Below are 13970 nucleotides of genomic sequence, written 5' to 3' on the forward strand. Positions count from 1 at the left end.
ATGCTGTCGTTCACCCTGCGCCGGCTGGCCTCGGCCGTCGGCACCCTGTTCCTCTCCTCCGTCCTCGTCTTCCTCGCCGTCCAGGCCCTCCCCGGTGACGTCGCCACCCAGATCCTCGGCAAGGACGCCACCCCCGACGCAGTGGCAGCCCTGCGCGGCCAGCTCGGTCTCGACCGGCCCGCCTGGGAACGCTACGTCGACTGGATCAAGGGCGCCCTGCACGGTGACCTCGGCACCTCCCTCGTCTCCGGCAAGGGCGTCGGCGGCGAAGTCGCCCAGTACCTCGGCAACTCGGCGCTCATAGCCGTCGTCACCGTCCTGTTCGCGGTGACCGGGTCCCTCGTCCTCGGTGTCCTCGCCGGCCTCTACCGCGACCGCTGGCCCGACCACCTCATCTCCACCGTCAGCCTCGTCGGCATGAGCGTCCCCGAGTTCGTGGTCGCCACCGTCCTGGTGCTGTGCTTCTCCGTCGCACTGCCCTGGTTCCCCGCGGTCGTCCTGTACGGCCCCGAGGCGAGCGTCGGCCAACTCCTGCCCGCCACATGGCTGCCCGCGCTCGCGCTGGCCGTGGTCATGGCCGCCTACATCGTGCGCATGGCCCGTACCTCCGTCATCGACGTGATGGCCGGCGAGTTCGTCACCACCGCCCGCCTCAAGGGTCTGTCCACCTGGCGGATCGTCACCCGGCACGCCCTGCCCAGTGCCCTGCTGCCGACCCTGCACGTGATCGCCCTCAACGTCGCCTGGCTCGCGGGCGGGGTCGCGGTCGTCGAGAACGTCTTCAACTACCCCGGCATCGGAAAGCTGATGCTCTCCTCCGTACAGAACCGCGACCTGCCCGTCATCCAGGCCATCGCCCTCGTCAGCGCCGTGATCTACGTCGTCTGCAACCTCGCCGCCGACCTCGGCGCCATGGCCCTCAACCCCAGGCTCCGCACCCGAGGGAGGACCCGGTGACCGCTCTCGACACCACCCCGGCGACCACGGCCGCCACTCCGGCGGGCCCGCACGCCGTCACTCGCGCCTGGCGCGCCCTGCGCTCCTCCCGCACCGCCCTCGCGGGCCTGGCCGTCGTTGCCGTCCACATCCTCGTCGCACTGCTCGCACCGCTGCTCACCTCCTACGACCCGATCGCGGGCGACGCCTCGCACGCCCTGCTCGGCCCGAGTCCGCAGCACTGGGCCGGCACCGACCAGTACGGTCGCGACGTCCTCGCCCGGGTCCTGTACGGCGGCCGGTACGCGCTCGGCGTGTCCGTCGCCGCCACCCTGGTCACCGTCGCCCTCGGCACGGTCGTCGGCTGTGCCGCCGCCCTGCGCGGCGGCTGGTTCGACGACCTGCTCGGCCGGGTGCTGGACGCGATCCTGTCCGTACCGTCGATCCTGGCCCTGCTGGTCGTCGTGACCGCCCTCGGTACCGGGCCCGCGGTGATCGTCCTCGCCATCGCCGTCGTCTACGTCCCCCAGGTCGTCCGCGTGGTGCGCGGCGCCGCCCTCGCGATCGTGCCCATGGACTACGTCACCGCCGCCCGCGCCCGTGGCGAGAGCACCTGGGCGATCCTGCGCCGCGAGGTGCTGCCGAACATCACCGACGTGGTCTGCGTCGAGTTCGCGATGCGCGCCTCCTGGGTGGTGCTGCTGATCTCCTCACTGTCCTTCCTCGGCTTCGGCGCCGACCCGCCCACCCCCGACTGGGGGTTGATGGTCGCCGAGAACCGCACCGCCATCACCGTCGTCCCGATGGCGAGCCTCGCGCCGATCATCGCCCTGGCCACCCTGGTGGTCGGGCTCAACCTCGCGGCCGACGGTCTCGCCAAGGCGTGGGGCGTGGACCGGATCAGGGAGGGTTCCTGATGACCTCTGTCGTTTCCGTCGACTCCCTCTGCGCCGCCTACCGTTCGGCAGGCCGCGAGGTACCGGTCGTGCACGAGGTGTCCCTGGAGGTGGCCCCGGGCCGTACCCTCGCCCTCGTCGGCGAGTCCGGCAGCGGCAAGTCCACCGTCGCCGCCACCCTGCTGGGCCATCTGCGGCACGGCTCCCGCGTCACCGGCGGCAGCGTCCACGTCGACGGGCGGGACGTGTTCGCGCTGTCCGCACGGGAGTTGCGGCAGCTGCGCGGCGGGACCGTCGCCATGGTCGGCCAGAACGCCGGTCAGGCGCTGACCCCGACCATGCGCATCGGTCGGCAGATCGAAGAGGCGGGCGGGGAGGTGCCGGTCGTCGACCTGCTCGACCAGGTCCGCCTGCCCCGCCCCGCCGAACTCGCCCGCCGCTACCCGCACGAACTCTCCGGGGGCCAGCAGCAGCGCGTCGCCATCGCCATGGCCATCGCCGCCCGTCCCAAGGTCCTCGTCCTCGACGAACCCACCACCGGCCTCGACGTCATCACCCAGCGCAGCGTCCTCGACCTGATCGCCGCCCTGCGCGACGAACTCGGCCTGGCCGCCGTCCTGGTGAGCCACGACCTCGGCGTCGTCGCGCACATGGCCGACGAGGTGTGCGTCCTGAACACGGGCCGGGTGGTGGAGTCCGCGGACACCCGCCGACTGTTCGCCGCACCCCAGGACCCGTACACCAAGCGGCTGTTGGCGAGCGTGCCGCGCCTGGACGACGCCGGACTCGCGGTCGTGGACGAGGCGGGGCAGCGGACGGTCCGCGCCAAGGCCGCCGTCCCCGACGACGCGCCGGTCGCCGTCGCCGCGAACGACGTGACCATCGACTACGGCAGCACCCGCGCCGTGCACGGCGTGTCCTTCGACGTCCGCCGGGGCGAAGTCCTCGCCCTCGTCGGCGAGTCGGGCAGCGGGAAGTCCACACTGGCCTGGACCCTGGCGGGGCTGCGCACCCCGTCCGGCGGCACCATGACCCACGAGGCCGGGGACCTGGCCCGCCCCGCCCCGATGCGCCCGCTCTCACTGCGGCGCCGGGTCCAACTGGTCTTCCAGAACGCCGACACCTCCCTCAACCCCCGCCGCTCCGTCGGCGACGCGGTCCGCCGTCCGCTCCGGTTCTTCGGCACCGCGACCGGCCGCACCGAGGCCGCCGAACAGGCCCGCCGGCTCATCGCCGACGTACGCCTGGACCCGGCCCTCGCCGACCGGCTGCCCGCCCAGCTCTCCGGTGGGCAGCGCCAACGCATCGGCATCGCCCGTGCGTTGGCCGGGGAACCGGACGTCCTGATCGCGGACGAGATCACCACCGCCCTGGACGTCTCCGTCCAGGCCGAGGTGCTGCGCCTCCTGGACGACCTGCGCCGGGAACGCGACCTGGCCTGCCTGTTCATCAGCCATGACCTCGCCGTGGTGCGTGGTATCGCGGACCGGGTCGTCGTACTGCGGCACGGAGTCGTGGTCGAGGAAGGCCCCACCGAAGCCGTCTTCGGCGCGCCCGGCCACCCCTACACCCGGCGGCTGATGGCGGCCGCCCTGGAACCCGACCCCGACGCACCGTCCCGCACCGACGACGCCCTCGACCGGGCGGACGTGACCGACGCGGACGCCGGCTGGACCGACCTCGGAGACGGTCACCGCGTCCGCCGTTGGGCGCCCCTCAACACCCCCGTGGCCGAAGGAGTTTCGTGAAGTACCGCGAACAGTTCGAGCGCCAGGTCGTCCGCGAGGACGTCTGGATCCCCACCCGGGACGGCACCACCCGGCTGCATGCGCGGATCTGGCGGCCCGTGGACGCCGAGGCCGACCCCGTGCCCGCGCTGCTCGAATACCTCCCCTACCGCAAGACCGACTGGACCGCGCCCCGCGACGCCCAGCGCCACCCCTGGTACGCCGGACACGGCTACGCCTCCGTCCGCGTCGACATCCGCGGCCACGGCGACAGCGAGGGCACCCCCGGCGACGAGTACGACGCCCAGGAACTCGCCGACGGCGTCGATGTCGTCAACTGGCTCGCCGCTCAGCCCTGGTGCACCGGCAAGGTCGGCATGTTCGGGATCTCCTGGGGCGGCTTCAACTCCCTCCAGATCGCCGCCCTCGCGCCTGAACCGCTCAAGGCGGTCGTCACCGTCTGCTCCACCGACGACCGCTACGACAACGACGTCCACTACACCGGCGGCGCCGTCCTCGGCATCGACATGCTCGCCTGGGCCGGCACCATGCTGGCCTTCGCCGCCCGCCCGCCGGACCCGGCAAGCGTCGGCGCCGACCGCTGGCTGCCCATGTGGCGCGAGCGCCTCGACGCCCTCCAACCCCTCCTGCACACCTGGCTCGACCACCAGGAGCGGGACGCCTACTGGAGACACGGCAGCGTCTGCGAGGACTACACGGCCATCGACGCCGCCGTCCTCGCGGTCGGCGGCTGGCACGATCCGTACCGCGACACGGTGTTCCGCCTCGTCGAGCACCTCCCGGCCGACCGGGTGCGCGGGCTGCTCGGCCCCTGGTCCCATCAGTACCCCGACCGAGGACTGCCACCCGGCCCCGCAATCGGCTTCCTCCAGGAGACCCTGCGCTGGTGGGACCAGCACCTCAAGGACACCGACACGGGTGTCATGCGGGAACCGCTCCTGCGCGCCTGGATCAACGACCCCGTCCCGCCCGCCACTTCGTACGACGTGATGCCCGGCCGCTGGGTGGGGGCGGACAACTGGCCGTCCCCGAGGGTGACCTGGAGCGAACGTGCCCTGGCACCCGGCACCCGCACCCCGGTCCTCGTCCGCTCCCCGCTCCACACCGGAGCGGACGCCGGCCGGTTCTTCCCCTTCGGCAACGCCGGCGACCTGCCGCCCGACCAGCGCGAGGAGGACGGCCGCTCGGTCTGCTTCGACTCCGAGCCCCTCGCCGAACGCGTCGAGATCCTCGGCAGACCCCGCGTCCGGCTCCGCCTGGACAGCGCCACCGCACGGGCCCACGTGATCGTCCGGCTCTGCGACGTCGCATCCGACGGCTCCTCGACACTCGTCACCCGCGGAGTGCTCAACCTGCTCAGCAGGCACGGCCGGGACAGGGCGGTGGAATGGACCCCGGGGACGTACGAGGACGTCGAGGTCGAACTCACCGGAAACGGCTACGCCTTTCCGCCCGGACACCGCATCCGGGTCGCCGTCTCCGACGCCTACTGGCCATGGGTGTGGCCGCACGGCGAGCGCGGCGAACTGCGGGTCGTACCCGCCGACAGCGCCGTGCTGCTGCCGGTGCGGGCGGCCGGGGCGGAACCGCCGATCGCCTTCGAGGAGCCGGAGCAGTCCCCGCCGCTGCCGGTCACGTACGACGAGCCCGCCGAGGCCCGGCCCGAGCGGCTGGTCACGCACGACGTGGTGGCGGGGGAGTGGACCCTGGAGGTCGACCCCAACTACGGGGGATCACGGACGTACCCGGACGGGCTCCGCTACGAGGAGAGCGCACGCGAGACGTACCGGATCCGCGCCGACGACCCGCTGTCCGCGAGCGCCGTGTCACAGTGGCGGATCCGGCTGCGGCGCGGCGACGACTACGACGCTGAGATCATGGCGCGTACGGAGCTGCGCGCCACGGCGGCGGACTTCGTCATGGACAGCCGTATCGAGGCACGGGCGAACGGAGAGACAGTGGTCAAGCGGTCCTGGCACCACACCAGCGCGCGGACGTCAGGATGACCGCCGCCAAGCCGCAGCGCTCCGCGAAGGCCCCGCGTCGGGCCGTCGCCGCCGCCGAGCGCACCCGCCAGCCCACCGAGGTGCGCCGGCGGCTGATCGTCGAGGCGGCCGTCCCGCTGATCGCGGAGCGCGGCTACGCCTCGGTGGGCGTCCGGGACGTGGCCGCCGCGGCCGGGGTGTCGGTCGGCACGGTGACCTATCACTTCGGCAGCGTGCAGGAGATCCTGTCCGAGGCGATGGTGCTGCACATCGAGCGCTACTACCAGGAGCTCAGCGAGGCCGCCGAGCAGGCCGGCAGTGGCGCCGAGGCGCTGCGGCTGCTCGTGGACGCCCTCTTCACCGAGGACACCGACCGGCACTGGCGGATGTGGTTCGACTACTGGCACGCGGGCGAACCGGCCACCGACGAGGCGTTCGCGCGCGGCCAGGCCGAGCGTTACGCGGCCTGGCACCGGCAGATCCGCACGCTCGCCGAACGGGGCGTCGCGGACGGTGATTTCAGCAGCGATGACCTCGACGGTTTCACCGTCCGGTTCGCAGCCCTGGCCGACGGCCTCGCTCTCCAGCGGCTCCGCCAGTCGCCCCCGCTCAGCACCCAGGACGCCCGCCGCCACCTGTACCAGCTGGTGAAGACGGAACTCACCGCCCGCGCGGACCCCGACTGACGGGGAGGTGGACGACGCAGGGCGTCGATGCCCCGCGATTCGTCACGGCGTGGCCACGAGACGGCGCGCGGCCGACCGGGACACGGCCCCCGGGGAGTAACGTGCCGCAGTGACCACACAATCGAACACTCCTGACCCGAAGGTCAGTCGCCAGGTGCGGCAGCAGGCCGGGATCGCCCCGAGCGGGCCCGGCGGCGGCACCCTCTTCACCGAACCGGTTCTGGTCGTGAACCAGAAGGCCAAACTCATAGAGCTGACCAACGAGTACAAGGTCATGGACCAGCACGGCAACCAGCTCGGGTCCGTGGCCGAGGTCGGGCAGAGCGCGCTGCGCAAGGTCGTACGCTTCATCAGCGACTGGGACCAGTACTTCACCCACAGGCTGGAGATCCGGGACGCCCAGGGGCAGCCGGTGCTGCAACTGACCCGTCCCGCGAAGATATTCAAGTCGCGGGTGATCGTTGCCCGTCCAGACGGAGAACTGGTGGGCGAGTTGGTCCAGCAGAACGTCTTCGGAAAGATCAACTTCGCCATCAACGCCGGTGGGACCCAGATCGGCGCCATCAAGGGAGAGAACTGGCGCGCCTGGAACTTCGCCGTCGTCGACCAGGCGGGCACCGAGGTCGCCCGCATCACCAAGACCTGGGAGGGCCTCGCCAAGACCATGTTCACCACGGCGGACAACTACGTTCTCCAGATCCACCAGCAACTCCCCGAGCCGTTGCGGAGCCTGGTCGTGGCCACGGCACTGACGGTCGACACGGCTCTGAAGCAGGACGCCCGCGGACTGGGCTGACGACGAGCCGCGTCGGGAGCGGCGCACGGTGCACACGTCGGGGCAGCGGAGCCTGCCCCGACCGGATCGACACGGCATCACATTGCTCGTCGCCGACGACGGTCACGGCATCGCGCGCGCCGACCGCGCCCGCGTCTTCGAGCGCTTCGTCCGCCTCGACGAGGCGCGCAGCCGCGACGACGGCGGAGCCGGGCTCGGGCCGGCCATCGCACGGGACGTCGTACGCAACCACGGCGGGACCTCACCGTCACCGACGCGCCCGGAGGCGGCGCCGCCTTCCGGGTCACCCTGCCGCGGGCACCGCTCGACGCCGGCGGCACAAGTCGGTTGCGACGACTTGATATCGTCACGGTGTCGGACCGCCCAGCGCCGTCGCGGTCCGCGGAACCATGGCATTCCCAGCCGGTGACACGGACCTTCGACCCGTCAGCCCGGCCCCAGTCGCCAGGACCACGCGCGTCCGAGGCGGGGCATGCTCTCCCGTCCAGAGACAGGCCGTCATGCACAAGTCCCAGGCAGATGTCTCCTGCGCCGCCGTCCCCCTCGCCGTCGCCGTCGTCCTGGCCGCAGCCTCCCTCACCGCCGGCTGCTCCAGCACCACCACCGACACGGGCAGCACCCCGAAAGCCTCGACGGCGAAAGTCTCCACACCGCCCGTCCACGCCGGCGTCGACTACCAGCTCGGCGGCGCCTACACCCCGCCGAAGGGCGTCTCCGTGGTCTCCCGCGACCACACGGCGTCGCCCGCCGCGGGCCTGTACAACATCTGCTACGTCAACGCGTTCCAGGCCCAGCCCGACGCGCATAAGGAATGGGACGCCGGCCTCCTGCTGCGGGACCGCTCCGGGAAGGTCGTCATGGACGAGGACTGGGGCGAGGCGATGCTCGACATCAGCACCCCGGGCAAGCGCGCGCGGATCGCGGAGAGGGTGGACGGCTGGATCGACCAGTGCGCCGACAAGGGATTCGACGCCGTCGAGCCGGACAACTACGACAGCTACACCCGCGCCCCGCACGGACTGCTGACCGCATCCGACGCCGAGGCGTTCCAGACCCTGCTCGCCCGCCACGCACACTCCCGGCACCTTGCCATCGCCCAGAAGAACACCCTCGAACTCGCCAAGGACCGCAAGCGGGTCGGCCTCGACTTCGCGGTGGTGGAGGAATGCGGGCAGTACGACGAATGCGGGTCCTACGTCGGCGCGTTCGGCGACCACGTCATCGTCGTCGAATACACCGAGAAGGGCCTGAGGAAGGCCTGCGCGGGCTGGGGCGACCGGATCAGCGTCGTGCGGCGTGACCTCGACGTCACACCGGCCGGCCACGACGGCTACCTGCGCGAGACCTGCGACCGTTACTGAGGAGGGCCCGTCAGCTGTCGACGATGTCCCGCGAGGGCCCCTCCCACGGACCCGGAACTGTACGACAACTACGACGACGTCGGCCGGGTCACCCGCCGGTTCGTCTGGGCGGCGGCTGGATGTGGTCCTCCAGGCGGGCCACGGCGAAGCCCTGCTCATGGATGCGCCGGAGCAGGTTGGCGAACATGTGCGTCATCGTGGTGCCCTTGAGTTCGGACGGCCCACGGAAGTGGGCCAGGATGATGTCTCCGGGGTGCAGCTTCTTGTCTGCTGACCGGTACCGCACGGTGCGGATCTGCATGGACTCCCGCCACCACACGATCGCGCGGGGTCCGCACTCGCCGACCGCCATCTTGGTGTTGGTGTTGTACGCGCCGTAGGGCGGGCGGAACAGCAGCGGCGCGGTGCCGTACTCCTTGGTGAGGATCTTCTGGTCGCCGCACACCTCGGGACCCTCAGGTCCCGCAGCATCTGGATGAACTCGGGGTCTTCCTTTTGTCCGTCGTCCACGGTGATGAAGACGACCTTCTGCGCGGTCGGTACGCGGGTGAAGACCGGAACGGTTCCGGTCGCCGAGAGCCGCACCGGCTTGCCGGCCGGGGGGCGCGGGGCGGCGGGCAGCGGAGTCAGGCCCCACTTGCGCCAGGCCGCCGCGGCGCCGGAGCCCCTTAACGCGGAAGCAGTCGGGGACTTCGGAGAATTCCGGGAGGCACCTGGCCCGATCGATCCCTCCCTGTGCCGCGTCGCGGCCGTCATATCCGATTTCCTCGCCGGACAGTAGTCGCCAGGCTCACCTGCCCCACCCCCAGCTGCTGACCGGCAACCAGTCCTGCGCTCGCCGACCGAGTCGTCGTGATGCGCGCATGTGCCGTACACAGCACCCACCTCCGACGGGGGGCCCGCCAGCGGGCATGGAGCAGCGGGCGCATCGCCCACGGCCGACGAGACGCCTGAACCCGCCACCACGGGCTCATCACCACTCATCTCCGTTCGTCGCCCCCCGTGAGGATCACCATGCCCTCTTCTCTCCCCACCCGCTTCGGCGTCCAGCTCCCCGACTGGGTGACCTCCGAACTCGCCGACGTTCCCGACACCATGCCCACCGACGAGGACCGCGTCCGCCTTGTCAAGCGCCTTGCCGCCCGCAACACCCGTGAGGGGCGAAGCCATCGACGTCCCGAGGACTGCGGCCAACGCCCCGACGTCGTCGTCCACAACGCCCGAGGGCGCGGCTCGCTCCGCAGCGAGCCGTAGCCCTTGGACGAAACTCACCCGGCGAGTGCCATCCGGGCCCAAGCGGTCACACGGCCCTGTTCAGTGATGCCCGCGCCACGGCCGTTCCGGCCTGGAGCGCCGCGACCGGGTCGGGTGCCATGTCGAGTTCGATGAGGACCGTGCCGGCACCCGGCGTGCGGGACATGGCCTCCGCCCAGCCTGGCCAGTCCACGATGCCCTTGCCCAGTTCTGTCATGTACGGCTGCTGCTGGGCATACACGGTCTCGTCGATGGTGAGGTGGGTGTCGATCGGTCCGACCGCGTCCTTCCAGTGGGCCAGGGCAATGCGCGGGGTGTGGCGGCGGGCGACGGCCACCGGGTCGCCGCCGCCGAGGGCGATGTGGCAGGAGTCGGGGCACAGCCAGACGTACTGCGGGTCGGTGAGGGCCATGAACAGGTCGATGTCCCGCTCGTACCAGAGAGTGCTGTTGGACTCGGTGTGGAGGGCGAGTCTCACGCCGTGCCGGGCGACGGCCTCGCCGACGGCGTGGGCGACTCGGGCGAGGCGGTTCATGTAGTCGGCGTCGACGAAGAGGGGTGGGCGGGTCCCGAACGTCTGACGCATGGGCAGTCCGGCGACGAGGAGGTCGGCTCCGGCCTCGGCGAGGAAGGCCGCGCGGCGCTCCGCGTCGGCGACGATCGCCGGGAGGCTGTTGTCGTCGCGCCAGTCGGGGGCGTCGCTGTCGGCGACGAAGGCGCTGACCACCGACAGTCCGCGGTCGGCCAGTTCTCGTTGGAACGCCGACGCGCAGCCGAACGCGCGCAGTGCTGAGCCGATGTCGCCGGGCGCGAAGGTCAGCTCGATGCCGGTGACGCCGGATTCGGCCATCGCGTCCATCACCCGTTCCCAGAAGGCCAAGGGGTGGGCGAGGGCCCGATCACGCACGGCGTCGGCGGAGTCTAGTCCCCAGAAGTCGGGGTGGTAGAAGGTGATGATGTCGGTGGCGAAGCGCGGTGTCACTCGGAGCCTCCTCGGGCGTTGTAGACGGCGACCTCGGCCGCGTCGACGGCTTCCCGGTAGGCGCGGAACACGGTCAGTGCCTCGTCGCGGAGCACGTCCTGGACGACCTTGATGCCGCGGGTTTCGAACTGTTCGGCCCAGTCCGCGCCGAGCGGGCCCTCGTCGAAGGTGGTGATCTCCTCCAGTTCCGGGCCCTGTCCGGCGACCACGAGGCCGCGTACCCCGGACCACAGGGTGGCGCCGTAACACTGCACGCATGGACGCCAGTTGACGACGAGTTCGTGGGGCGGCAGGCCGTGGCCGCCGAGGTCCCAGCTGCCGGTCGCCGTCTGCGCGAGGCCGAGGGCGAGGACCTCGGCATGCGCGCTGGAGACCCCGGAGGCGAGGACGACGTTCACGCCCACGGAGACGATCCGGCCGGTGTCCTGCTCGGCGACGAGCGCGGCGAACGGACCGCCGTTGCCCTCGCGCCAGTTGCGGTCGGCCAGCCGGTGCACGAGCCGCATCCGGTCCGTCCGGTCGGGGATGACGGCGGGCACGTCGGCCAGCTCGTCGTCGATCCATGCGGGCAGCGCGACGCGGAACTCCCTGGAGATTTCGATCATGTTCAGACTTTCTGTCGGGGGGTGGTGAGCGTGGACTCCGGCCGGCGAGCGGTGTGTGCGGCGATGGCGCGAGCGGCCCGGACGGCGGTGATCGCGCCCGTCAGGGTGACGTTCGCGGCCATCGCGGTGGGGATCACGCCGTTGCCGGCGAGGTACAGGTTGTCGTGGCCCCACACCCTGCCGTCCGGGTCGCACACGCTGGTGCCGTCGTCGGCGGGGCCGGAGCGGACGGTGCCGGTCAGGTGCAGTGACGAGCCGGGTGGCAGCAGGGCGCTCTCGGTCGCGGGGTCGAAGGGGCCGAACTCCTCGGCCAGCGACCGGGCTTCGTCCTGGGCCCGGCGGATCAGCGTCAGGTCGGCGGCGGAGTGGGTGAACTCGACACCGATCCGGGGCATCCCGGCGAGGTCCGTGTCCGAGTCCGAGAACACCAGCCGGTTCTCCGGCCGCGACTCGACCGGGACGTACAGCGAGATGCCGACCGAGTGGGCGAGCGGCCGTCCTGTCGCGTCCAGGTACGTGCGGTTCATGATCTGGCCGTGGAAGGGCTGCTCGGCGCCGTTGTGCGGCAGCCACAGGGAGTCGGTGCTGAACTCGCCGGGGCGTGGCAGCGGTAGTGCGTCGAGGCCGATGCCGAACCGGTCGGGGTCGAGCAGCGCGCGTGCGGTGACGAAGGCGTGCTCGTTGAGCCGGCGGCCCAGTGCGTCCGGCCGGATGCCCGAGGCGAAGAGCAGTTGGGGTGTGCGCAGCGCGTCGGCGCACACCACCACGGCGTCCGCGTCCAGGTCCGTCTCGAAGCCGTCGGTGACCCGGCGCAGCCGGGCGCCCGCGACCCGGCCGTGCGTGACCCGGAGCCTGGTGACGAGGGTGCCGGTGACGAGGGCGAAGGCTGGGTCCGTGCCCGTCGCGAGCGCCGGGAAGATCGTCCCGGGTGCCGTACGCGGCATGGGGCCGGCGGCCGTCGGCGTGACGGCCATCGGCATCGGCTGCGGGCGGCGGTCGGCCGGGCCGATGCCGCCGTATCGGCGGCGCAGTACGTCGAGGACCAGGTGCCCGATCGGGGTCGGGCCGATCGCGGCCGGGGCCACCGCGAGCAGCCGCCGCGCGGTGTCGAGGTCCTCGGCCCACCCGGCCGCGTCCCCGAAGTCGAACACCTCGTGCCCGGCCGGCCAGGGTGTCGCGGCCGTCCAGTGCACGCCCATGCCTCCCGCGTTCCACGCGAGCGCCGCCTGGGGCATCGCCTCGGCGGCCTCCCCGAAGGCGAGGGCGTGATACATGCCGGGCGGCAGGGAGGTGAGGTCGCCGGGCACTTCGCGCACCACCTCGGCGCCCGTGTACATGCCCTGGATGCCGGTGGCGACCTGCTCGTTGTACCGGGCCCACAGGGCGGGGTCGTCGAGGTCGTGCAGGTGACTGCCGGGTTTCTCGCCGATCGCGGTGCCGGCTTCGACCATCGTGATCCGCAGCGCCGGATCGGACTCGCGCAGCAGCCGGGCCGCGACGGCGCCCATGATGCCGCTGCCCACGATCAGGACATGGGCGTGGGGGGTGCGGGGCACAGAAGACTCCAAGGGATCGAGGACGCGGGGGATCAGAGGCTCGGTACCAGAGGCCCGAACAACTCGGTGTCCATGCGGTCGAGCGCCAGCTTGACGGCGCCGACGAGGGCGGCGTCGCGGCCCAGGCCGGTGGCCCGCAACTCGACGGCGGGGGTGCGGGCGGCCCGCAGTGCCTCGCGGACCCGGGGCAGCAGCACGTCGGCCGCGTCCTCCAGTCCGCCGCCCAGCACGATCAGGGAGGGGGCGACCGTCCAGGACAGGGTGGTGAGGATGGTGGCGATGTGTGCCACGAACTCGTCGACCTCGGCGAGCGCGCCCGCTTCGCCCGCCCGGGCGGCCTCGACGCGGCCGAGCGCGATGGCGCGTCGCTGCGGCTCCGGCGAGGTGAGCCAGGCGACCGGCCGGTCCTCGACCGAGTCCGTCCGCATCGGCACCGCCTCGATGATCTCGCCGGCCGCGCCGTCGAGGCCCCGGTGCACCGCTCCCCGGATCAGGATGCCGAGGCCGGCCCGATTGCCGAGCATCGCCCAGACGACGTTGTCGTGGTCGCTGGCCACGCCGCGCCAACGCTCCCCGAGGGCACCGAGGTTGGTGTCGTTGTCCGCGAACCAGGGCACCCGGATCCGGCGGGCGAGTGCCGCGGGCAGATCCACGCCCTCCCACCGGGTCGTGTGCACCAGCCGCCGCATCACCCCGTCGTCGTCGATCGCGCCGCCGCTCGCGAGCGCACCGGCGCGCAGCCGCTCCGGCGACCCGCCCGCGTTCTCCAGGGCCTCCCGGACCACGGTCGCCGCGTCGTCGAGCGAGGACTGCGGGTCCGGGTAGGAGCGCAGCGGCCGGTGGGCGCGGCCGACAATACGACCGCGCACGTCGGCGACGACCGCGGACACCGTCTCCGTCGTGATCTGCGCGGCCGCCAGCAGGGCGTGCTCGGCCCGCAGTTCGTAGCGCCGGGCGGGTCGGCCGGCGCAGCCCTGGGCGGGTACCCGGTCGAGTTCAGCCACCCAGCCGGCGGCCAGGAGGGAGTCCAGGATCAGCTCTATGGTGCGGCGTGACAGAGTCGTCCGTTCGGAGAGAGAGGTGAGCGTCGTCGGCCCGGCCGACACCGCCAGCGCCCGCAGGATCACCGAGGTGTTGACCCGGCGCACCGCGCTCTGGTTCATCC

Annotated in this window: 13 protein-coding genes and 1 pseudogene; 9 read left to right on the forward strand and 5 right to left on the reverse strand. The window is 72.1% G+C overall.

Features of this window, described 5'->3' with window-relative positions; genetic code table 11:
• From ACZ4UV_RS50925 to ACZ4UV_RS50960, 8 genes and pseudogenes are all read left to right on the forward strand, one after another.
• Positions 1–957, forward strand: coding sequence for an ABC transporter permease (locus ACZ4UV_RS50925; RefSeq protein WP_451016624.1), 957 nt, complete (start codon positions 1–3; stop codon positions 955–957).
• Positions 954–1853 (forward strand): ABC transporter permease, encoded by a 900-nt coding sequence (locus ACZ4UV_RS50930; protein ID WP_351493691.1) that lies wholly within the window; start codon positions 954–956, stop codon positions 1851–1853. The genes ACZ4UV_RS50925 and ACZ4UV_RS50930 overlap by 4 nt, the downstream gene beginning before the upstream one ends.
• Positions 1853–3580: a dipeptide ABC transporter ATP-binding protein gene (locus ACZ4UV_RS50935; RefSeq protein ID WP_467849808.1), complete on the forward strand. Its 1728-nt coding sequence runs from the start codon at positions 1853–1855 to the stop codon at positions 3578–3580. Before ACZ4UV_RS50930 ends, ACZ4UV_RS50935 begins: the two co-directional genes overlap by 1 nt.
• Entirely contained in the window at positions 3577–5586 is a 2010-nt protein-coding gene (locus ACZ4UV_RS50940; RefSeq protein ID WP_467849812.1) for a CocE/NonD family hydrolase, read from the forward strand. Before ACZ4UV_RS50935 ends, ACZ4UV_RS50940 begins: the two co-directional genes overlap by 4 nt.
• On the forward strand, positions 5583–6251 hold the full coding sequence (locus tag ACZ4UV_RS50945) for a TetR/AcrR family transcriptional regulator (RefSeq protein WP_467849819.1): 669 nt from the start codon (positions 5583–5585) through the stop codon (positions 6249–6251). The genes ACZ4UV_RS50940 and ACZ4UV_RS50945 overlap by 4 nt, the downstream gene beginning before the upstream one ends.
• Before the next feature lie 109 nt (positions 6252–6360).
• Positions 6361–7047 (forward strand): LURP-one-related/scramblase family protein, encoded by a 687-nt coding sequence (locus ACZ4UV_RS50950; protein WP_451016619.1) that lies wholly within the window; start codon positions 6361–6363, stop codon positions 7045–7047.
• An 85-nt stretch (positions 7048–7132) separates the two neighbouring features.
• Positions 7133–7350, forward strand: a pseudogene (locus tag ACZ4UV_RS50955) (ATP-binding protein); the annotation flags it as partial.
• Between the two features lie 197 nt (positions 7351–7547).
• Entirely contained in the window at positions 7548–8408 is an 861-nt protein-coding gene (locus tag ACZ4UV_RS50960; RefSeq protein WP_467849826.1) for an endo alpha-1,4 polygalactosaminidase, read from the forward strand.
• Positions 8409–8496: 88 nt separating this feature from the next.
• On the opposite strand, the gene ACZ4UV_RS50965 is transcribed toward ACZ4UV_RS50960, so the two are convergent.
• Positions 8497–8853, reverse strand: a complete 357-nt coding sequence (locus ACZ4UV_RS50965) for a polysaccharide deacetylase family protein (RefSeq protein WP_451016617.1) — start codon at positions 8851–8853, stop codon at positions 8497–8499.
• Between the two features lie 569 nt (positions 8854–9422).
• On the opposite strand from ACZ4UV_RS50965, the gene ACZ4UV_RS50970 reads away from it, so the two are divergent.
• Positions 9423–9662, forward strand: coding sequence for a hypothetical protein (locus ACZ4UV_RS50970; protein ID WP_451016616.1), 240 nt, complete (start codon positions 9423–9425; stop codon positions 9660–9662).
• A 46-nt stretch (positions 9663–9708) separates the two neighbouring features.
• Here the strand turns inward: ACZ4UV_RS50970 and ACZ4UV_RS50975 are convergent, their stop codons facing one another.
• The 4 genes from ACZ4UV_RS50975 to ACZ4UV_RS50990 are packed head-to-tail and all read right to left on the reverse strand — an operon-like array spanning position 9709 to position 13968.
• On the reverse strand, positions 9709–10644 hold the full coding sequence (locus ACZ4UV_RS50975) for a sugar phosphate isomerase/epimerase family protein (protein WP_467849840.1): 936 nt from the start codon (positions 10642–10644) through the stop codon (positions 9709–9711).
• Positions 10641–11249, reverse strand: coding sequence for a nucleoside deaminase (locus tag ACZ4UV_RS50980; RefSeq protein ID WP_467849846.1), 609 nt, complete (start codon positions 11247–11249; stop codon positions 10641–10643). Before ACZ4UV_RS50980 ends, ACZ4UV_RS50975 begins: the two co-directional genes overlap by 4 nt.
• Positions 11250–11251: 2 nt before the next feature.
• Positions 11252–12805, reverse strand: coding sequence for a GMC oxidoreductase (locus tag ACZ4UV_RS50985; RefSeq protein ID WP_467849853.1), 1554 nt, complete (start codon positions 12803–12805; stop codon positions 11252–11254).
• 32 nt (positions 12806–12837) lie between these two features.
• Positions 12838–13968, reverse strand: a complete 1131-nt coding sequence (locus tag ACZ4UV_RS50990; RefSeq protein WP_451016638.1) for an ROK family protein — start codon at positions 13966–13968, stop codon at positions 12838–12840.
• Between the last annotated feature and the right edge of the window lie 2 nt (positions 13969–13970).

This window comes from Streptomyces sp. NPDC028289, from assembly GCF_055565975.1.

Bases quoted from the DNA above. Each gene is read 5' to 3' on its own strand.
- ACZ4UV_RS50925 (WP_451016624.1), top strand. From the start codon at position 1: ATGCTGTCGTTCACCCTGCGCCGGCTGGCCTCGGCCGTCGGCACCCTG.
- ACZ4UV_RS50935 (WP_467849808.1), top strand. From the start codon at position 1,853: ATGACCTCTGTCGTTTCCGTCGACTCCCTCTGCGCCGCCTACCGTTCG.
- ACZ4UV_RS50945 (WP_467849819.1), top strand. From the start codon at position 5,583: ATGACCGCCGCCAAGCCGCAGCGCTCCGCGAAGGCCCCGCGTCGGGCC.
- ACZ4UV_RS50960 (WP_467849826.1), top strand. From the start codon at position 7,548: ATGCACAAGTCCCAGGCAGATGTCTCCTGCGCCGCCGTCCCCCTCGCC.
- ACZ4UV_RS50970 (WP_451016616.1), top strand. From the start codon at position 9,423: ATGCCCTCTTCTCTCCCCACCCGCTTCGGCGTCCAGCTCCCCGACTGG.
- ACZ4UV_RS50980 (WP_467849846.1), bottom strand. From the start codon at position 11,249: ATGATCGAAATCTCCAGGGAGTTCCGCGTCGCGCTGCCCGCATGGATC.
- ACZ4UV_RS50990 (WP_451016638.1), bottom strand. From the start codon at position 13,968: ATGAACCAGAGCGCGGTGCGCCGGGTCAACACCTCGGTGATCCTGCGG.